Genomic DNA, 18,541 nt, shown 5'->3' with positions numbered 1-18,541 from the left:
TGTGCTCGATGACCTGGAGCGACGCATCGCCGAGGCCCTGCAGATCGACCCGCGGGCCAGCTGGCGACGCATCGCCCGGGTCCTGGGCGAGCACGAACGGCTCATCACCCGCCGGGGCACTGCGCTGCTGGAGTCGCGCGGCGCCGTGGTCGCCGGGGTCCGTCACGAGGGGTCGAGCACCTTGGTCCGCGGCATCTGCCACCCCGGCGCCCGACTCACCGCCGCTGAAGCCCTGGCCCTTCGTCCCGACTCGACCTTCACCTATGTGCTCTCCGGCGCCTTCGACGTCGTCGCCGAGATCCACCGGCGCCCCCGCTCCCCGGCGTACTCCCTGGACGCTTCCATCACGCCGGGGCTCGCGCGGGCCGAGACGCTGCCCATCCTGAGGTACTTCCGCACCATCCGCGGGTGGCGGCTGGGAGTCCTGACCGAGGCTGAGTCCCGAGCGCTGACCCGCGGCCCCTCGGAGACGTTCCCCGACAGCGAGACCCCGGAGCCCGACTCGCCGGTGGACCTGGCGATCATCGACGCACTGGAGGGCGACGCCCGGATGAGCCTGGACGAGATGGCCCGCCGCGCGGGAGTGTCCGAGTCCACGGTCCGCCGGCGTCTGGACCTCCTCCAGGAGAAGAACCAGGTCAGCATCCGCGCCCTGGTGGAGCCGGCGGAAGCCGGGCTGCACACCGAAGCCCTCCTGTGGATGCGCGTGGCGCCGCACCGGATCCACCAGGTGGCCACCGCCGTGGCAGCAGAACGGAGCGCCCGATACGTGGCCGTCGTCGCCGGGAGCTGCCAGCTCATGGCCGATGTGACCGTGCCCGACCCGGCGGCGCTGTACCGGCTCCTCACCGAGAGCACCTGGGCCAGCCATGTGGAGGCCCTCGACGTGTCGATGGTCGCCGGCGCCCGGAAGCGCGGAGGTCAGCTGCTGAGCATGCCAGGGGCAACCGAGGACCAGCCCGTGGCCCGCTCATAGGCCCAGGCGCACTCCAGCAGCCACGGATCCCGCAGGTGGTCCGCACTCAGCTGGATCCCCGTGGGGAGGCCGCCCGGGTCGAAACCGGCCGGCAGGGCGATGGTCGGCACACCGGCCGCGGAGAGGACGGACGCGGAGCGCATCCACTCCAGATAGGTGGACATGGGGCGGTCGTCGACCGTCGAGGGCCACCGCTGGGAGCCCTCAAAGGGCGTCAGCTGAGCCCCGGGGCTGAGCAGCAGGTCCACCTCGCTGAAGCAGGCGCGGGTCGCCCGACGCAGATCGGCCAACAGGGCGCGCGCGCCCAGGATCCGCTCGGCGGAGAGCGCCAGGCCCTCCTCCACGTTCCACACCACCTCTGGCTTGATCTGCGCGCGATGCTCGCGCACCAGCCCACCGAGCGCGCCGGCGAAGTCGAGGGCGCGCACCACATGGAAGACCTCGTCGGCGGCGGAGAAGTCATGGCGGGACTCCACGACCTCGGCCCCCAGCTCCTCGAAGACCGCCACGGCACGGTCCAGCGCCTCCCGCATGGCCGGCTCCACCGGGATGTCCGCCCCGTGGTCCACGGTGACGCCGATCCGCACACCGCGCAGGTCCTGGGTGTGCGGCTCCCGACCGGTGAGGGCGAACCGCTCGGGCGTCAGGAAGGGAGTACCGGGAAGCTCCGGGGTGCCGGCGACGGCGGCGCGCATGAACAGCGCGATGTCCTCCACGGTCCTGGCCATCGGTCCGCTGCGGCCCAACCAGGACTCGACGCTGTGAGGCGGGGTGCCGGGCAGCAGGCCGTGAGACGGGCGGAAGCCGACGATGTTGCACCAGCAGGCCGGGTTGCGCAGGGAGCCGCCCATGTCGCTGCCTTCGCCCAGCGGCTGGCACCGGGACGCGACGGCGGCGGCCACTCCGCCGGAGGAGCCCCCGGCGCTGCGGGTGGGGTCATAGGGGTTGCCGGTGGCGCCGAAGACCTCATTGAAGGTGTGGGAGCCGGCGGCGAACTCGGGCACGTTGCTCTTGCCGGAGGAGACCACGCCGGCCGCACGGAGACGCGCGACGAGCGGGTCGTCACGCTCGGGGACGTTCTCGGCGAACAGCGGCGACCCATGGGTGGTGCGCATGCCGGCGACGTCGTGAGTGTCCTTATGCGTCATGGGCAGACCGTGGAGCAGGCCGGTCGGCCGTCCTGCCGCCCGCCGCTCGTCGGCGTCCAGGGCCTCCCGCCGCGCTCTCTCCGGGTCCAGGGTGACCACGGCGTTGAGCTGTGGATTCACCGCCTCGATCCGGCGCAGATGCGCCTCGGTCAGCTCGCGGGCGCTCAGCTCCCCCCGCGTGGTCCGGCGGACCAGCTCGGTCGCGGACAGCTCCAGCAGCTCGTCCATGGTTCGTTCCTCCCTCAGCGAGGCGCCCGGCCCGGGACGGGGCTCATGGCGTCGAGTGTGTCCTTGACCACCACGGTGACGCACAACTCCGCCCACCGCGACCCCTGCCGGAATGAGACACGACCTGCGTCGCATTCCGTCCACCCTTGCCTGGGCCAGTGATCCTTCTCACACTCGAGGCATACCCCATGGACGGGGCACCGCAGAGTCCGGCACCGACGCCGCCCCGGCACGCTCCGTCCGACATCCGAAGGAGGGCCTTCCGTGATCTCCCCGATGCACACCGTGGCCACCGCCGACATCTCCGCGGTGGCGCACTCACCCTGGCTCTGGGGCAGCGCCCTGGTCATCTTCGGCATCATCGCCGTGCAGTCCTGGATCTATCTGCGGGCCGCCAAGACGGCCGGAGACGGCGTGGGCCTCTCTCGGCAGGATCTCAACCGTGCCTTCCGCTCCGGCGCCGCCGCCTCCGTGGGACCGTCGCTGGCCGTAGTGCTCGTGGCGATCGCCCTGCTCACCCTGTTCGGCACTCCCGCCGTGCTGATGAGGATCGGCCTGGTCGGCTCCGCCGCCACGGAGACCGCCTCGGCCACCATCGCCGCCTCCACGATGGGGGCAGACCTCGGCGGCGCGGGCTGGACCCAGGACGTCTTCGTCGTGGCCTTCTTCGTGATGTGCGTCTCCGGCAGCGCCTGGATGCTGTTCACCCTGATCCTCACCCCCGTGCTCTCCCGAGGCAGCAAGAAGCTGAGCTCCATCAGCCCCCGCGCCATGCGGATCATTCCGGGTGCGGCCCTGCTGGGCGCGTTCCTGGCCATCGCCGTCACCGAGGTGCCGAAGTCGTCCATGCACGTCGTCGCCATGGCGGTCTCCGGCGCGGCGATGGCCCTCATGCTGCTGATCGCCCGCCGATGGTCCGTCGGCTGGCTCAAGGAATGGGCCCTCGGCCTGGCCATCCTCGTCGCACTCGGCGTCGTCTACCTCACCCACCACGGCATCCTCGGCTGAGCGCCCCGACTCCGGCCGCCGGCACCCTCCACTTCCCTGACAGAGAGGCCACCATGAGCACTGCAGACCAGTCCATGCTTCACTTCGAGAGGACCACCGCACGGTGGGGTCGGCTCACGATGGGCGCCGGCCTGGTCGTCTCCCTCGCCGCCCCCATGCTGCTGCTCAGCCTGGGCGACTTCTCCATCACCGGCGGCCAGCTGATGACCGCCTACCTGGCCGTCGCCGCCGTGTTCCTGGCCTTCGCGATCATCGAGCCCATCACGTACTTCCCGATCCTCGGTCAGGCCGCCATGTACCAGGCCTTCATGATCGGCAACATCTCCAACAAGCTGCTGCCCGCCGCCGTCGTCGCGCAGAACCGCATCGACGTGCGGCCCGGCAGCAGGCACGGCGACCTCGCGGCCGTGGCCGCCATCTGCGGCGCGGCCAGCGTCCACATCGTCTCTCTGCTGCTGTTCGTCGGCCTCTTCGGCACCTGGCTGCTGCGCGTGATCCCCGAGTCGGTCATGGAGGTCACCCAGCTCTACATCCTGCCCTCGATCCTGGGCGCCGTGGTGGTGCAGGCCGTGGTGACGGTGCGCCAGGCACGCAGCACGGCCTTCGCCCTGATCATCGCCTGCCTGGTCATCCTCGTGGCGGTCCCTCTGGCACCGGCCATCGGACCCTACGGTGTGGCCATCACGGTGCTCCTCACCGTCGTGGCCTCCTGGGTCTTCCGAGGAACGGCTCCCGCACAGGAGGATGGACCCGAGCCCGCCGCCGCCGAAGACGGCGAGCTCCCGGAGGGTGCCCGCAGCCCGCAGTGACGTCCTCACGGCGCTTCGACACCTGCACCGCGCACCTGACCACCCACCTGACCGCCCTTCCCACCGCCCATCCCAGGAGGACCGCCCCATGACCGAGAACCCCGCCCCCACGCTGGCCGGCTTCGCCCTCGCCGCCGCCGAGCGGACGCAGATGCACCAGCTGTACCGCACGCTGCACGCCGAGCCGGAGCTGAGCATGCAGGAGCACCGCACCGCCGCGCGGATCGAAGGCATCCTCGGCGACCTCGGGGTGGAGCACTTCCGCTGCGGCGGCACCGGTGTGGTGGGCATCCTGCGCAACGGCGCAGGCCCGGTGGTGGCCTTCCGCGCCGACACCGACGGCCTGCCCATCGAGGAGCAGACGGGTCTGGAGTACGCCTCCACGGCACGCGGAGTCCTGCCCGACGGGACGGAGGTGCCGGTGATGCACGGCTGCGGGCACGACACGCACGTCGCCGCGCTGATCACCGCGGCCCGCCTGCTGGTGCGCGAGCGGCAGCGCTGGTCCGGAACCGTGGTGCTGATCTTCCAACCCGGAGAGGAGACCGCCGCCGGGGCCCGGGCGATGGTGGACGACGGACTGTGGGACCGCGCTCCCCGTCCGGAGGTGGTGCTCGGCCAGCACGTCTCACCGGCGAAGGCGGGCACCGTCCTGCTCAGCCGAGGACCGGCCATGGCCATGGCCGACTCGTTGCGAGTGCGGGTGCTGGGCCGGCAGACCCACGGATCCCAGCCGGAGAACGGTCGGGACCCGATCGTCGCGGCGGCCGCCATGGTGACCCGGCTGCAGACCATCGTCTCCCGGGAGCTGGCTCCCCAGGATCCCGCCGTCGTCACCGTGGGCACCTTCCATGCGGGGCTGAAGGAGAACATCATCCCGGCCGAGGCGGAGTTCACGATCAACGTCCGCACGCTCTCCGGAGAGGTCCGTCAGAAGGTGCTGTCGTCGATCCGTCGGATCATCGGTGCCGAGGCGCTGGCTGCCGACCTTGAGGAGCCGGAGATCAGCGAGATCTACGACTTCCCGCTGAACCACAACGACGAAGACCAGGCCACGACTCTGCTGTCCGTGCTGGGCTCGGCTCTGGGCGAGGAGGCCGTGACCGAGACCGGCCCGAAGATGGGCTCCGAAGACTTCGGCTGGCTGGGCGAGTCCATCGGCGTTCCGTCGGTCTTCTGGTTCTTCGGCGGGACCGCCGACGGCGACCCCGAGGGCCCCACCAACCACTCCCCCTTCTTCGGGCCCGTCCTGGAGCCGACCCTGGGCACCGGGGTGACCGCCGCACTGGCCGGGTTGCTCCACTGGGTGGGCGTCAAGGACTGACGGAGCCCCGCGGACACAGGAAGACGCAGCAGACAGACACAGCCCCAGACACAGCCCCAGACACAGCAGAGCCCCGATGCACCGGGTGCATCGGGGCTCTGCTGTGTCAGTGTGCTGCGTGGGTGCTGAACCTCAGCGGCTCAGCGGAGCGACGAAGATGCTCAGGCGTCGACGACGACCTTGGTGACGTTCGGGTCCACCTGGATGCCCGGACCGAAGGTGGTCGAGATGGTGGCCTTCTGGATGTACCGGCCCTTCGACGCCGACGGCTTCAGACGCAGGATCTCGTCCAGCGCGGCGGCGTAGTTCTCGGCCAGCTGCTTCTCGTCGAAGCTGGTCTTGCCGATGATGAAGTGCAGGTTGGAGTGCTTGTCGACACGGAAGTCGATCTTGCCGCCCTTGATGTCGGCCACGGCCTTGGCGACGTCGGGGGTGACGGTGCCGGTCTTCGGGTTCGGCATGAGGTTGCGCGGACCCAGGATCTTGCCCAGACGACCGACCTTGCCCATCATGTCGGGCGAGGCGACGGCGGCGTCGAAGTCGGTCCAGCCGTCGGCGACCTTGGCGATGAGCTCGTCGGCGCCGACGTGGTCAGCACCGGCCTCCTCGGCCTTGGCGGCGTTGTCACCCTGGGTGAAGACCACCACGCGGGCGGTCTTGCCGGTGCCGTGCGGCAGGTTGACGGTGCCGCGCACCATCTGGTCGGCCTTGCGGGGATCGACGCTGAGCCGGAAGACGACCTCCACGGTCGTGTCCTTCTTCGACGGGTTGGTCGACTTGGCCAGGGACACGGCCTCGGCGGGCGAGTAGACGGTGTCCTCGCCGATCTTCTCGAGAGCGGCCTTGTATGCTTTGCTGCGCTGTGCCATCTGCGATGTTCTCCTTAGCAGGTGTGGTGTGACGGGCCGCGCCCGGCCCTTTCCCACGATGTTCTGTTCAGCCGGAAGGCCGGTGTCAGCCGTCGACGGTGATGCCCATGGAACGGGCGGTGCCGGCGACGATCTTGGAGGCGGCCGCCAGGTCGTTGGCGTTGAGGTCCTCCATCTTGGTCTGCGCGATCTCCTCCACCTGAGCCTGGGTCAGCTTGCCGACCTTCTCGGTGTGCGGCACGCCGGAGCCCTTGGCCACACCGGCGGCCTTCTTGATCAGCTCGGCGGCCGGCGGAGTCTTGGTGATGAAGGTGAAGGAGCGGTCCTCGTAGACCGTGATCTCCACGGGCACCACATTGCCGCGCTGCGACTCGGTCGCGGCGTTGTAGGCCTTGCAGAACTCCATGATGTTGACACCGTGCTGACCGAGCGCAGGGCCGATCGGCGGGGCCGGGTTGGCGGCGCCTGCCTGGATCTGCAGCTTGATCAGGCCGGCGACTTTCTTCTTCGGGGCCATGTGAAGCGTCCTTACATGTCGTACGTGTCCCTGCCGCCACAGGAATGTGGACGGAGGGGTTGGTCACCATGGCGGCGATGACCGGCTCGACGCCGCGGACCAAAGCAATCCGCGACGTCGAAAGTCTGTGAAGTTGTGGCGACCCCGCTCGGCGAGGAGCCGGGAACCTCAGTAGATCTTGTCGACCTGGTTGAAGTTCAGGGTCACCGGGGTCTCCCGCTCGAAGATCGAGACGAGGACCACCAGCTGGCGGCTGTCGGGGTGGATCTCGGAGATCGATGCCGGCAGGGTCGCGAACGGACCGTCGTTGACCGTGACGGACTCGCCGATCTCGAAGTCGACGGTGACGTTCTGCGCCGGAGCGGCGGCCTCGGCGGCCGAGTCCTCGGAGTCGCCCTCGATCCGCTTCGGGGCGTCCGGCTTGCCGAGGCGGTGCTCGGCCAGCATGTCGAAGACCTCGTCGAGGGTCAGCGGGTGCGGGTCGTGGGCGTTGCCCACGAAGCCGGTCACACCGGGAGTGTGGCGCACCACGCCCCAGGAGGCGTCTGTGAGCTCCATGCGGACCACCACGTAGCCCGGGATGCGGACCCGGTTGACGATCTTGCGCTGGGTGCCCTTGATCTCGACGACCTCCTCCATGGGGACGTCGATCTCGTAGATGAAGTCCTCCATGTCCTGGGTCTGGATGCGGGTCTCCAGGTTGGACTTCACACGCTTCTCGTAGCCGGCGTAGGTGTGCACGACGTACCAGTCGCCCAGCTGACGACGCAGCTTGCCACGCAGCTCGTCGGCGCGCTCCTCGTAGGACTTCTCCTCCTCGGGAGCGTCCTCCGCCGGAGCCTCGTCAGCCGCAGCCTCCTCAGCCGGAGCCTCAGCGTCGGCCTCCTCAGCCTCTGCGGCAGGAGCCTCGGCGTCAGCCTCCTCGACGGCGACGTCGTCGTCAGCCTCGACGGCCTCGACCGCCGCCTCCTCGGCCTCAGCCTCGGTGTGCTGCGAAAGTTCCTGGTCAGACACTGTTCTCCTGCTTTCCGTGGTGCTCGCCGCGGCCCGTCCTGGCGACGGATGCCTCGGTCGCTTCGTCTCTCACGTCATCGCTCGCCCGGCCGACGTCGGCGACGTCAGCTCATTCGCCGGCGCCGTCACCCTCGACCGGGACGTCTGCGGGAAGCTCCGTGGAGCCGTCACCGAAGATCCACTCCGCGCCGTTGCTGAACACCCAGTCCAGCCCGGAGACGATCAGGATCACGATGATCACGAAGACCAGGACGACCAGCGTGTAGTTGGTCAGTTCGCGACGAGTCGGGACGACGACCTTCTTGAGCTCGTCGACGACCTGCCGCAGGAACAGCCACACCTTCCCGAAGGGACCCTTCGGATCGCCTCCGTCAGGCGTCGACCCCTGCACATCAGTGGAAGGCGTCTGGGTCACGGAGGGCTCCATCTGGTCGAAGGGACGCGTGTGATCGATGCTGTATGCCTGAGCGGCCGTGTCGACGACGCTCAGCGCAGGGCAGACAGGACTCGAACCTGCAACCTACGGTTTTGGAGACCGTTGCGCTACCAATTGCGCCACTGCCCTTCGGGTCACGGCGGACCTGACCTGACCATTCTCCCATCGAACCACCGGGCCGCAAACTGCGGAACAGGGGACCTCGACGGGCACGGCCGTGCCAGGTGCACAAGACACCGATGGACAAGTTTACGGGCATACCGCCTGCCACGGCAAACCGAGCGCCTCGGCCCTGACCCGCGGCGGCGCGCTGCCGGTAGTGTGGTGACCCGCAGGCGCCCTGCCTGCCCGTCAGTGTCGACACCGTCCACGCTCGCGACAGACAAGGAAACCCGATGACCGCTCCGTCCTCCCGCGTCTCCGACCGCATCGGCTCGATCGCCGAGTCCGCCACTCTTGCCGTCGACGCCAAGGCGAAGGCCCTCAAGGCAGCCGGAGAGGACGTGATCGGGTTCGGCGCCGGGGAGCCGGACTTCCCGACTCCAGGCTACATCGTGGACGCCGCCGTCCAGGCGGCCTCCGAGCCGCGGTTCCACCGGTACTCCCCGGCCGCCGGGCTGCCGGAGCTGCGCCAGGCGCTGGCGGAGAAGACCACCCGGGACTCCGGCTTCGCCGTGGAGCCCGGTCAGGTGCTGGTGACCAACGGCGGCAAGCAGGCCGTCTACAACACCTTCGCCACGCTGCTGAACCCCGGCGACGAGGTCATCGTGCCGACGCCGTACTGGACCACCTACCCGGAAGCCATCAGGCTCGCCGGCGGCGTGCCCCGCGAGGTCTTCGCGGGCCCCGAGCAGGGCTACCAGGTGACCGTCGAGCAGCTGGAGGCCGCGCTGACCGAACGCACCAAGGTGCTGCTGTTCGTCTCGCCGTCGAACCCCACCGGGGCCGTCCACTCCCCCGAGGCCACCGAGGAGATCGGCCGCTGGGCCGCGCAGAAGGGCCTGTGGGTCGTCACCGACGAGATCTACGAGCACCTCACCTACGACGGCGTCCCCTTCACCTCCATCGCCTCCCTGCCCGAGCTGGCCGACCAGGTGGTCGTGCTCAACGGCGTCGCCAAGACCTATGCGATGACCGGCTGGCGCGTCGGATGGATGGTCGGCCCCGCCGACGTCATCAAGGCCGCGGCGAACCTGCAGTCGCATGCCACCTCCAACGTCGCCAACGTCTCCCAGATGGCCGCCCTCGCCGCGGTGACCGGGCCTCTGGACGCCGTGGAGGAGATGAAGGTCGCCTTCGACCGGCGCCGCCGCGCCATGGTGGAGGGCCTCAACGCGGTGGCCGGCTTCTCCTGCCCGACCCCGCAGGGCGCCTTCTACGCCTATGTGGACGTCCGGGACGCGCTGGCGGACGGTGCACGGCCGGCGGAGGTCGCCGGACGCACCCCCACGACCTCTGCCGAGCTGGCCGAGCTGATCCTCGAGGAGGCGAAGGTCGCCGTCGTGCCGGGCGAGGCCTTCGGGCCCAGTGGGTACCTGCGCCTGTCCTACGCCCTGGGCGACGACGACCTCGCCCGCGGCCTGGAGCGGATCCAGCGCCTGCTCGGCACCGCTTGAGCACCCCCCCGGTCCTGTGCCAGCGGCGCCAGCGGTGCCGGTGGAACGCACAGGACGCCCGCGGGGCTCACCGCCGTCGCCGCCGCATGTGAGCGTCGCGGGCATCACACCATAGACTGGAGACATCCACCTGCCGAGGGCGCCAGGTCATTCACCACTGATCACACCAGGAAAGGGATGAGCTGAACCATGCGCATCGGACTCCTCACCTCAGGCGGAGACTGCCCCGGCCTCAACGCCGTCATCCGGTCAGCCGTGCTGCACGGCATCAAGAGCTACGGCGACGAGTTCGTCGGCTTCCGCGGCGGCTGGCGCGGGCTCATCGAGGGTGACTACATGGAGCTGGGCCGCCAGGACGTCCGGGGCCTGGCGCGCGACGGCGGCACGATCCTGGGCACCTCCCGCACCCACCCGTACAACCACCCGCAGGGCGGCCCGGAGAACATCCGGAAGATGATGCGCCGCCATGACATCGACGCGGTCATCGCGATCGGCGGCGAGGGCACCCTGGCCGGCGCGCGCCGACTGGCCGCCGACGGTCTCCCGGTGGTGGGCGTGCCCAAGACCATCGACAACGACCTGAAGGCCACCGACTACACCTTCGGCTTCGACACCGCGATCTCCATCGCCACCGACGCGATGGACCGACTGCGCACCACCGGCGAGTCCCACCACCGCTGCATGGTGGCCGAGGTCATGGGTCGCCACGTCGGCTGGATCGCACTGCATTCGGGCATGGCCGCCGGTGCGCACGCGATCCTCATCCCGGAGCAGAAGGTCAGCCTGGACCAGGTCAACGAATGGGTCGAGCAGGTCCACTCGCGGGGACGCTCGCCGCTGGTAGTCGTCGCCGAGGGCTTCATCCCCGAAGGCGCCGAGGAAGCCTTGGCCGGCAAGGGCCAGGAGGCCGACGGGCGCCCGCGCCTGGGCGGCATCGGAGAGTGGCTCACCCATCAGATCGAGGAGACCACCGGCATCGAGACCCGCAACACCACGCTGGGACACATCCAGCGCGGCGGGAACCCCACCGGCTACGACCGGGTGCTCGCCACCCGCTTCGGCATGAAGGCCCTGGACCTCGTCCACGAGGAGGCCTGGGGACATATGGCCGCGCTGCGGGGCACCGAGATCGTGAAGGTGGACCTCGCCGACGCCCTCGACGGACTCAAGGAGGTCCCGCAGTCCCGCTACGAGGAGGCGAAGATCCTCTTCGGCCGCTGAGCCGGCCGGCGAGCACCGGCTGACGAGCACCGGCTGACGAGCACCGGCCGGCGAGCACCGGTCCTGATCAGTGTCGGCCCTGGCGGCGCGTAGAGTGGCGTGCATGTCCCTGACCGAGCAGACCCGGCAGATCGTCAAGCTGGCCTGGTGCCGCATCCTGGACCTCGAGGACACCGACCTCGACCTCGGCGACCCCCGGGTGCGGGTGGAGGCCGTGGCCGAGGACGCCGCGGCGGTGACGTTCGTCCGGCTGTTCGACCGCACCGTGATCTTCGGACCCGCCGAGGTCATCGGCGAGGCCCGCCGGTACAGCGATGCGGAGCTGGCCCGGGAGCGCACACTGCTGTCTCTGGTGCGCGCACATCATTCCGGCGCCCGAGCGCTGGGTGCCGCCCACCTGCTCTACTGCGAGGAGCCTCCGCAGATCAGACCGCGCGCCGACGTCGCCGTCTCCTTCGAGCCGGAGCATGTCACCGGGCTCATGGCCGCCTCCCCGGCCGACGACGTCGCCGCCTCTGGGCTCGCGGAGGCCGGCTGGGCGGCCGCCCTGGTGGAGGACCGGCCTTCGTCCGCTCCCGGTGCACCGGGACACAGCGAGGGCTCTGCCGCGGCCGACTCCCGGGAGCAGGTGCTGGCCGCCGCGGGCCGGGAGGTCTGGCAGCAGATGATCGCTCAGCTGGGCGTGCTCACCCACCCGGCCCACCGCGGGTCCGGCCACGGGCGCTACATCGCCTCCGTGGTGGTGGAGGAGGCGTTCGTCGACGGCCTCGTCCCGCAGTGGCGCGCCGCCCTGGACACGGAGGCCTCACATCGGGCCGCCATCCGGCTCGGCTTCAGCGAGGCCGGCTCCCAGACCACAGTCCTGCTGGACTGAGGCGACGCGCAGACTGGGTCCTGCCCGGACCCGGCCGCCGCCCGCGGTGTGTGGGTCTCAGCGGGGGCCGCGCAGGAAGTCGCCCTGCGGACGCCCGACCGTCTTGCCGGCGTCGGGCCGCACGATGAGCTCCTGGGCGGCGGCGTAGAAGGTCTGCACGGGCGCAGCGGCATCGCCGGCGCCCTCGCCGACGTCCTCGCCCTCGGCCTGCGACGTGTCACGCACCACCAGGCGGGCTTCGGGATCCACCCGGCGCTTGAGCAGCGCCAGAGCGATCGGACCCATCTCGTGGTGCCGGGCCACCGAGGTCACGGTGCCCACGGACCGCTCGGAGGACAGGCTCTCCGCGGTGGCGGCGTCCACGTCGGCCGGCGCCAGGACGGCGGATCCGGCCGCGGGCAGCGTGTGCTCGCTGCCGTCCAGGTGCAGGAACACCAGACGGCGCGGCGGGTGCCCCAGATTGTGCACCCGTGCGACCGTCTCCTGCCCGCGGTAGCAGCCCTTCTCCAGATGCACTGCGGTGCGGATCAGGTCGAGTTCGTGCGGGATGGCCTTCTCATCCACCTCGCTGGCCAGTCGAGGCCGCCAGGAGGCGATGCGCAGCGCCTCGGCGGCGAGCACGCCGGCCAGGCGCAGGCCCTGGACCTCCAGCGCGTCGACGACGTCGGTCAGCCGGGGGCGCTCCACCAGGGTCAGGTGCCAGGACCAGTCGGAGCCCGGGTGGTCGACCTCGTCGACGGCGGCGTAGCTGGCCGCACCGGGCCCCAGTCGCGGCCACGGATCCTCCCAGCGCACCGGCAGCTCCCCGGGGAGGCCCTGCGGCAGCGCCGTAGTGGAGCCGAGCACCGCCACCTCGCCGGTGCGGTCGGCGATCTCCACGCGCAGCATGAACTTCATGGACTCCAGCCAGGAGGCCAGCTGGGCGCCGTGGCCGCCCTCGGTGATCAGCCAGGCCGTCTCACCGTCGTCGACCACCGCGGCGTCATGCTCGATGCGCCCGGAGACGTCGAGCAGCAGCAGCTCGGTGGACTGCCCGGCAGGCAGCGACGCCACCTGCTGGGAGGACAGCGTGGTCAGCCAGGAGAGCCGGTCCGGCCCGGTGACGGTGACCACGGCTCGATGGGAGAGGTCCACGACGGCGCGACCCTGGTCCAGGGCGCGCTGCTCGCCGGTCGGGTCGCCGTAGTGGGCGGCGACGGCGGCGTCCACGCCTCCTGCGGCGACCGCGCCCTCACGGGCCAACAGCGGACTGGTGCTCTCGGTGCTCACGGGGATGCTCCTTCGGCGGGGTGATCAGTCGGCCGACTCGGCCGCCGTCGCCCGGCGATCCAGGATCGCGGAGGCGTGGGGCTCCATCTCGCCGTCGACGCCGCGGGTGTCCCAGCGCCAGAACAGCTGGCCGTTCACCAGGCCGAACATGCGAGTGGCCCCGCCGTATTCCGCAGCGTGCTCGCCGCGCATGACCGCGTCGGTCGCGATCTGCAGCTGCGGACCCTTGATCTGGCCGTAGTACAGCTCCGTGAGGCTGCCGGGGTGGGAGATCGTCGCCGTGATCGGGTAGGAGCCGTCGTCATTGACGAGGTCCTCCACCTCGGAGGCCGTCTTGTAGGCCGGCACCACGTCGGCAGGGCTCAGCCCGGGGCCGACGTCGGCGTCGGCGCGCGGACGGTCCAGGGACCAGAAGCCGGTCTCCACGCTCAGCGGGCGCAGCCGGGCGCCGGACTCATCGGTGAGCCAGGACACGGCACGGTACTCCACGAACTCCAGCCCCGAGTCCCGGAATGTGACGTGCTGGGTGAAGGTCGGGTCGGACTCCTCCCCTGAGCCGAGGCGGCCCTGCCCCTCCCAGCTGCCGAGCAGCCAGTACAGGGGAGCCAGCTCAGGGGTGAGGTCAGTGGGCAGCTCCATAGGTGCCAAGGGTCAGCGCTGCCCCTTGTACAGGCGAGACACGACGGTCCAGGAGATGCCGGCGATGACCAGCGTCGCCAGGATCAGCAGCCCGATGAAGAAGATCTCCAGGGCCAGCAGCGAGACGTTCTGCAGTGCGAATTCCATGCCGCAGAGTCTACCTCCGACGCCGGCCCCGTGCGCCGCGCCCGACCGCAGATGACCTGCGCCCCGTCCGACGCTCGTGGAGCCCGTGGAGCCCGTGGAGCCCGTGGAGCCCGTGGCGGCTTCAGACGAACAGCAGACGCTCGGTGAAGTAGACCAGAGCTCCCATGCCGGCGATCGGCGCCGCCCCCACCGCCATCGCGGACAGCGTGGCGGCCGGCGCCCCCTGAATGATCAGGAAACGGCGCATCGCCGCGATGAGCGCCCCCGCGACCAGACCCAGCAGCCCGGAGAACAGGAGGGTCAGCTCGCCCCAGAGCAGCGCCGTGCCCAGAGAGCCCGCGAAACCGCCGAGGAGCACCAGCGGCAGGGCGACGGCGTCTCGCACCGGCAGGCAGGCCATCAGCACGGACACGGCCAGGCTGATCCCCGCCAGCCCGACCACCGACAGGTCTCCCCCCGCGCCGGTGACGTCCAGCAGGGCCCAGTCCTCGAACAGCGCCAGCCCGGGCACCGCCAGCACGCCGAGGGCGTCCTCACCATCAGCGAGGCCGACCAGCTCGGCGGGATAGCGCAGGCCGGCCACCCATCCGGCCGCCGTCGTGGAGATCACCACACCCGCACTCGCCCCCAGGGTGGACTCCAACCGGTGGGGCCGGCCGGTGCCGCGCAACACCTGGATGACGAACACCGCCATGACCCCGAAGGCCAACGCCACCGAGGACCAGAAGAACAGGGACTCCACCTCGTTGACGATGGCCGCACCCAGGGCGGCGACGACGCCTGCCAGCAGGATGACCGCCGACAGCGAGCGCCGCGCCGTCACCCCCATGAGCTGGGGCCAGCCGAGGGCCAGGATCACGCAGATGGCGCAGACGACCGCGGTGAGCGCGGCGGTGCCCGCCCAGGAACCCGCCACCAGGGCGATCGCCGAGAGCAGGGCCGAGGCGGCCACCGGGAAGTACTTCACATCACGCCATCTTGCCAGAGGTGGCCCGCGGTCCTTCCGTGACGCGGCCCGCGGGCCGCTGACCAGCGGTGCCGATATACTCGTCGTCGTGCGGTCCCAGGCGCACGAGACGGCGACGTCATAGTCGGCGCCGATGACGCGCCGGCGGTCACACTGGGAGACGACTCACGCGAGGGAGGGACCCGGATGGCTCAGGTGCTGCTGCTCTCTGACGCCCCCGACGACGCCCTGCCCTCCCTGGAGCTGCTGACCCACCGGGTCCGCGTCTTCCCCGCCGAAGCCTCCTCCATCGTGCGGGCGCCGAACGCCGACATCACCCTGGTGGACGCCCGTCGCCAACTGGCCCACGCCCGCTCGCTGTGCCAGCTGGTGAAGTCCTCGATGCTGACCCCGATCATCGTCATCGTCTCCGAGGCCGGGCTGGCCACCCTCAACGAGTCCTGGCAGATCGACGACTTCGTGCTGGCCGACGCGAACCCCGGCGAGGTCGACGCCCGGATCCGGCTGGCCGCCGTCGAGGTCGAGGAGGAGGCCCCCACCGGAGAGATCCGCGCCGGGGGAATCACCATCGACGAGACCACCTATATGGCCACCATCGACGGGCGACTCCTGAACCTCACCTATAAGGAGTTCGAGCTGCTCAAGCACCTGGCGCTGCACCCCGGCCAGGTCTTCACCCGCGACCGGCTGCTCCACGACGTCTGGGGCTATGACTACTTCGGCGGCACCCGGACCGTGGACGTCCACATCCGTCGCCTGCGCGCCAAGCTCGGCCCGGACCACGAGTCGCTGATCGGCACGGTGCGCAACGTCGGCTACCGGCTGGTGGTCGCCGACGCCGGCAAGGACAGCGACGACGACGCCGACGCCTGACCACCGACCACCAGTCCCCGTCCGCCCACGTCCAGGAGGATCTCCCCCATGAGCACTGCCCAGCCCGTCGTCGTCACCGCCTCCTTCCACCCTGCCGAAGGTCGGCGCGACGAGGTCATCGCCGCCCTCGAGAAGGCGATCCCCCGCGTCCACGAGGAGCCCGGCTGCAACCTGTACTGCATCCAGGACGCCCCGGACGGCACGCTGCTGATGATCGAGCACTGGGACTCCGCGGAGGCGCTCGACGCCCACGGAGCCGGCGAGCCCGTGGCGGAGCTGAACCGGGACCTGGAGGGGTCCCTCGCCCGCCCGGTGGAGGTCACTCGGCTGACCCCTCGGCCGATCGGCCAGTCTGCCAAGGGCGCCCTCCTCGGCTGAGACCCCGGCACCCGTCCTCCGATACGGCGCCCGTCCTCGGATACAGTGGAGACATGAGGCCCCAGGAGACCCAGACCGCCCCTGAGACGACCGTCGAACTGTGCGGAGGCGCCCCCACCGCAGACCAGGTGGACGCCCTGGTCGAACTGGCCCGCGCCGCAGAGGAGGCGGACGCCAATCCGCCGTTCTCGGAGCAGACCCTGGTGGAGCTGCACCAGGCCGCCGACTCCGGCGACCCCCAGGCCCCGCTGCGCATCGCCTACGCCTGGGCCGCCCCGGACGAGCACCGCACCGATCATCAGCATCTGCTCACCGGCGCCGGCGTCGTCGTCCTCGGTGCCGAAGACGCCCCGGACGTCCTCGAGCTGGTGGTCCGCCCCAACTGCCGCCAGCACCGCATCGGCGGGCAGCTCACCGCAGCCCTGGCCGACGACGTCCTCGCTCCGCAGCCCGGACGCGTCCAGCGGGCTTGGGCCCACGGTGAGCACGACGCCGCCGCCCGTCTGGCCACCCGCTACGGCTGGGCCCCGGTCCGCGAACTGTGGCGGATGCGCCTGACCTCGCTGGACGAGGTCCCCTCCCCCCGCCTGCCGGAGAGCGTCACCATCCGGGCCTTCGAGCCCGGCCGTGACGAGGAGGACTGGCTGCGGGCCAACGCCGCCGCCTTCGCCACCCACCCCGAGCAGGGCCGTCTCACCCGGGCGGACCTCGATGCCCGCATGGCCGAGGACTGGTTCGATCCGTCCGGCTTCCTGCTCGCCGAGGAGGACGGTCAGCTGCTGGGCTTCCACTGGACCAAGGTCCACCCCGGCGAGGACGGCGGAGCCGAACCGCTGGGCGAGGTCTACGTGGTCGGCGTCGTCCCGGATGCGCAGGGCCGCGGACTCGGGTACTCTCTGACGCTGGCCGGCATCGAGCATCTGCGCTCGCAGGGGCTGGGCGCGATCATGCTCTACGTGGACGCGGACAACACCGCCGCCGTGGAGCTCTACCGCAAGCTCGGGTTCACCCGCTGGGACGTGGACACCATGTACGCCCCGGTGACCGAGCCCGGTGCGGAGCCCGCCTGACCCATCCCGACTGCGTGAGACAGCGAGCATCCATCCGATGAACCCCCGGCCGAGCGCCCGCGCCGAGAGCACCGGCACCACCTCCGGTGACGTCCCTGCCAGCCTCACCGACTCCGACGAGACGCCCGCCGCCGCAGGAGGTCCCTTGCGCCGAGTCCCCCGCCGCCGGACGCCGGCCCACGCCGACGACGGCACCGACGCCCAGATCCTCGCCGCCGGAGCCCTCTGCTGGCGCCTGCACCGCGGGGAGCTGGAGGTCCTGCTCATCCACCGGCCCCGCTATGACGACTGGTCCTTCCCCAAGGGGAAGCTCGACCCCGGCGAGACTCTGCCCGAATGTGCCGTGCGGGAGGTCGCCGAGGAGATCGGGCTCAAAGTCCGCCTGGGCGTGCCGCTGCCGATCACCCGCTACGACGTGAGGAAGAACGGGCGCGCCAAGCCCAAGGAGGTCTGGTACTGGGCGGCCCGGATCATGGAGGGCACCCCGACGCCGGACGGCTCCGAGACCGACGAGGTCCGGTGGGTCTCGGTGGACACCGCCCGCGAGATGCTCACCAATGTCACGGACCGTGAGCCGCTGGACGAGCTCGAGCGGCTGCATGCGGACCTGCGACTGCACACCAGCCCGTTCGTGGTGCTGCGCCACGCCAAGGCCAAGCCCCGGGCCAGCTGGTCCCGCGCCGAGGGCGAACGCCCCCTGGCGGCCACCGGGAAGCGCCAGGCCAAGGCCGTGGAGCGGCTGCTGACCGCCTGGCGGCCGCGGCTGATCGAGACCTCCCCGTGGCGTCGCTGCGTGGAGACCGTGGCGCCCTATGTGAAGCGCCACCGTCACAAGCTCAAGCACCGCAAGTCCCTCACGGAGAAGCGTGCCGAAGAGGATCCGCGCAAGACCCTCCACCGCACCCGCAAGTGCCTGGAGGTCCTGCAGCCCACGGTGCTGTGCACCCACCGTCCGGTGCTGCCGATCGTGCTCGGGGAGGTCCGCAGCTGGATCCACGACGAGCGCCTGCTCCAGGCCATGCCGGAGGCCGACCCCTTCCTGAAGCCAGGCGCGGTGCTGGTCGCCCAGCAGGCGGTGGACCGCAGCGGCGAGATCGTCTCCGTGGAGGTCTACGAGCCGTTCGAGGACTGACAGCCGGTCGAACGTGACGGTAGTCT

The 18,541-nt window shown here is 70.7% G+C and carries 20 protein-coding genes and 1 tRNA gene; 11 read left to right on the top strand and 10 right to left on the bottom strand.

Annotation, left to right across the window (positions count from 1 at the left end; genetic code table 11):
- Position 1: 1 nt before the first annotated feature.
- Positions 2-976 (top strand): AsnC family transcriptional regulator, encoded by a 975-nt coding sequence (locus tag SD455_RS04655; RefSeq protein ID WP_445507385.1) that lies wholly within the window; start codon positions 2-4, stop codon positions 974-976.
- Here SD455_RS04655 and SD455_RS04650 read toward each other — a convergent pair.
- On the bottom strand, positions 922-2,352 hold the full coding sequence (locus SD455_RS04650; protein WP_445507384.1) for an amidase: 1,431 nt from the start codon (positions 2,350-2,352) through the stop codon (positions 922-924). The two genes, SD455_RS04655 and SD455_RS04650, sit on opposite strands and share 55 nt — an antisense overlap.
- 264 nt (positions 2,353-2,616) lie before the next feature.
- Between SD455_RS04650 and SD455_RS04645 the strand changes: the two genes are divergently transcribed.
- From SD455_RS04645 to SD455_RS04635, 3 genes are all read left to right on the top strand, one after another.
- Positions 2,617-3,360, top strand: a complete 744-nt coding sequence (locus tag SD455_RS04645; RefSeq protein ID WP_311024524.1) for a DUF5058 family protein — start codon at positions 2,617-2,619, stop codon at positions 3,358-3,360.
- Between the two features lie 53 nt (positions 3,361-3,413).
- Positions 3,414-4,169: a hypothetical protein gene (locus SD455_RS04640; protein ID WP_445507383.1), complete on the top strand. Its 756-nt coding sequence runs from the start codon at positions 3,414-3,416 to the stop codon at positions 4,167-4,169.
- 88 nt (positions 4,170-4,257) lie between these two features.
- Positions 4,258-5,493 (top strand): amidohydrolase, encoded by a 1,236-nt coding sequence (locus SD455_RS04635; RefSeq protein WP_083277334.1) that lies wholly within the window; start codon positions 4,258-4,260, stop codon positions 5,491-5,493.
- 161 nt (positions 5,494-5,654) lie between these two features.
- Here the strand turns inward: SD455_RS04635 and rplA are convergent, their stop codons facing one another.
- The 5 genes from rplA to SD455_RS04610 all read right to left on the bottom strand — a co-directional run bounded on the left by rplA (position 5,655) and on the right by SD455_RS04610 (position 8,458).
- Positions 5,655-6,362, bottom strand: a complete 708-nt coding sequence (gene rplA / locus SD455_RS04630; RefSeq protein ID WP_070159003.1) for a 50S ribosomal protein L1 — start codon at positions 6,360-6,362, stop codon at positions 5,655-5,657.
- A gap of 85 nt (positions 6,363-6,447) precedes the next feature.
- Positions 6,448-6,879: a 50S ribosomal protein L11 gene (gene rplK / locus SD455_RS04625; protein ID WP_311024527.1), complete on the bottom strand. Its 432-nt coding sequence runs from the start codon at positions 6,877-6,879 to the stop codon at positions 6,448-6,450.
- Between the two features lie 168 nt (positions 6,880-7,047).
- Positions 7,048-7,893, bottom strand: coding sequence for a transcription termination/antitermination protein NusG (nusG, locus tag SD455_RS04620; RefSeq protein ID WP_311024528.1), 846 nt, complete (start codon positions 7,891-7,893; stop codon positions 7,048-7,050).
- Between the two features lie 109 nt (positions 7,894-8,002).
- A complete protein-coding gene (gene secE, locus SD455_RS04615) occupies positions 8,003-8,308 on the bottom strand; it encodes a preprotein translocase subunit SecE (protein ID WP_311024529.1) in 306 nt (101 codons plus the stop codon).
- Positions 8,309-8,385: 77 nt separating this feature from the next.
- Positions 8,386-8,458: transfer RNA gene (locus SD455_RS04610), tRNA-Trp, on the bottom strand.
- A gap of 266 nt (positions 8,459-8,724) precedes the next feature.
- On the opposite strand from SD455_RS04610, the gene SD455_RS04605 reads away from it, so the two are divergent.
- The 3 genes from SD455_RS04605 (at position 8,725) to SD455_RS04595 (ending at position 12,040) form a co-directional block, all read left to right on the top strand.
- Positions 8,725-9,945, top strand: a complete 1,221-nt coding sequence (locus tag SD455_RS04605) for a pyridoxal phosphate-dependent aminotransferase (protein WP_070159005.1) — start codon at positions 8,725-8,727, stop codon at positions 9,943-9,945.
- A gap of 189 nt (positions 9,946-10,134) precedes the next feature.
- Positions 10,135-11,166 carry a 6-phosphofructokinase gene (locus SD455_RS04600; protein WP_070159006.1) on the top strand — a complete coding sequence of 344 codons (1,032 nt, stop codon included), beginning with the start codon at positions 10,135-10,137 and terminating at the stop codon, positions 11,164-11,166.
- A 103-nt stretch (positions 11,167-11,269) separates the two neighbouring features.
- Positions 11,270-12,040 carry a GNAT family N-acetyltransferase gene (locus SD455_RS04595; protein ID WP_445507382.1) on the top strand — a complete coding sequence of 257 codons (771 nt, stop codon included), beginning with the start codon at positions 11,270-11,272 and terminating at the stop codon, positions 12,038-12,040.
- A 57-nt stretch (positions 12,041-12,097) separates the two neighbouring features.
- On the opposite strand, the gene ygfZ is transcribed toward SD455_RS04595, so the two are convergent.
- From ygfZ to SD455_RS04575, 4 genes are all read right to left on the bottom strand, one after another.
- A complete protein-coding gene (ygfZ, locus tag SD455_RS04590) occupies positions 12,098-13,309 on the bottom strand; it encodes a CAF17-like 4Fe-4S cluster assembly/insertion protein YgfZ (protein ID WP_445507381.1) in 1,212 nt (403 codons plus the stop codon).
- A gap of 24 nt (positions 13,310-13,333) precedes the next feature.
- Positions 13,334-13,948, bottom strand: coding sequence for a nitrobindin family protein (locus SD455_RS04585; RefSeq protein ID WP_070159009.1), 615 nt, complete (start codon positions 13,946-13,948; stop codon positions 13,334-13,336).
- Between the two features lie 12 nt (positions 13,949-13,960).
- Positions 13,961-14,095, bottom strand: a complete 135-nt coding sequence (locus SD455_RS04580) for a hypothetical protein (protein WP_281366338.1) — start codon at positions 14,093-14,095, stop codon at positions 13,961-13,963.
- Positions 14,096-14,216: 121 nt separating this feature from the next.
- A complete protein-coding gene (locus SD455_RS04575; protein WP_445507380.1) occupies positions 14,217-15,062 on the bottom strand; it encodes a hypothetical protein in 846 nt (281 codons plus the stop codon).
- Positions 15,063-15,248: 186 nt separating this feature from the next.
- Here SD455_RS04575 and SD455_RS04570 point away from each other — a divergent pair, with 186 nt between their 5' ends.
- Genes SD455_RS04570 through SD455_RS04555 form a run of 4 tightly spaced genes read left to right on the top strand, consistent with a single transcriptional unit; the run spans position 15,249 to position 18,515 of the window.
- Positions 15,249-15,935, top strand: a complete 687-nt coding sequence (locus tag SD455_RS04570; RefSeq protein WP_070159011.1) for a response regulator transcription factor — start codon at positions 15,249-15,251, stop codon at positions 15,933-15,935.
- A 48-nt stretch (positions 15,936-15,983) separates the two neighbouring features.
- Positions 15,984-16,313, top strand: coding sequence for a putative quinol monooxygenase (locus SD455_RS04565; protein WP_445507379.1), 330 nt, complete (start codon positions 15,984-15,986; stop codon positions 16,311-16,313).
- Between the two features lie 53 nt (positions 16,314-16,366).
- Positions 16,367-17,383, top strand: coding sequence for a mycothiol synthase (gene mshD / locus SD455_RS04560; RefSeq protein WP_445507378.1), 1,017 nt, complete (start codon positions 16,367-16,369; stop codon positions 17,381-17,383).
- 37 nt (positions 17,384-17,420) lie between these two features.
- Positions 17,421-18,515, top strand: a complete 1,095-nt coding sequence (locus tag SD455_RS04555) for an NUDIX hydrolase (protein WP_083277335.1) — start codon at positions 17,421-17,423, stop codon at positions 18,513-18,515.
- The last annotated feature ends 26 nt before the right edge of the window (positions 18,516-18,541 follow it).

It is taken from the genome of Nesterenkonia sp. K-15-9-6 (genome assembly GCF_052656005.1).
The sequence above is the reverse complement of the archived record's forward strand: the minus strand, read 5'-3'. Positions and strand labels throughout refer to the sequence as shown.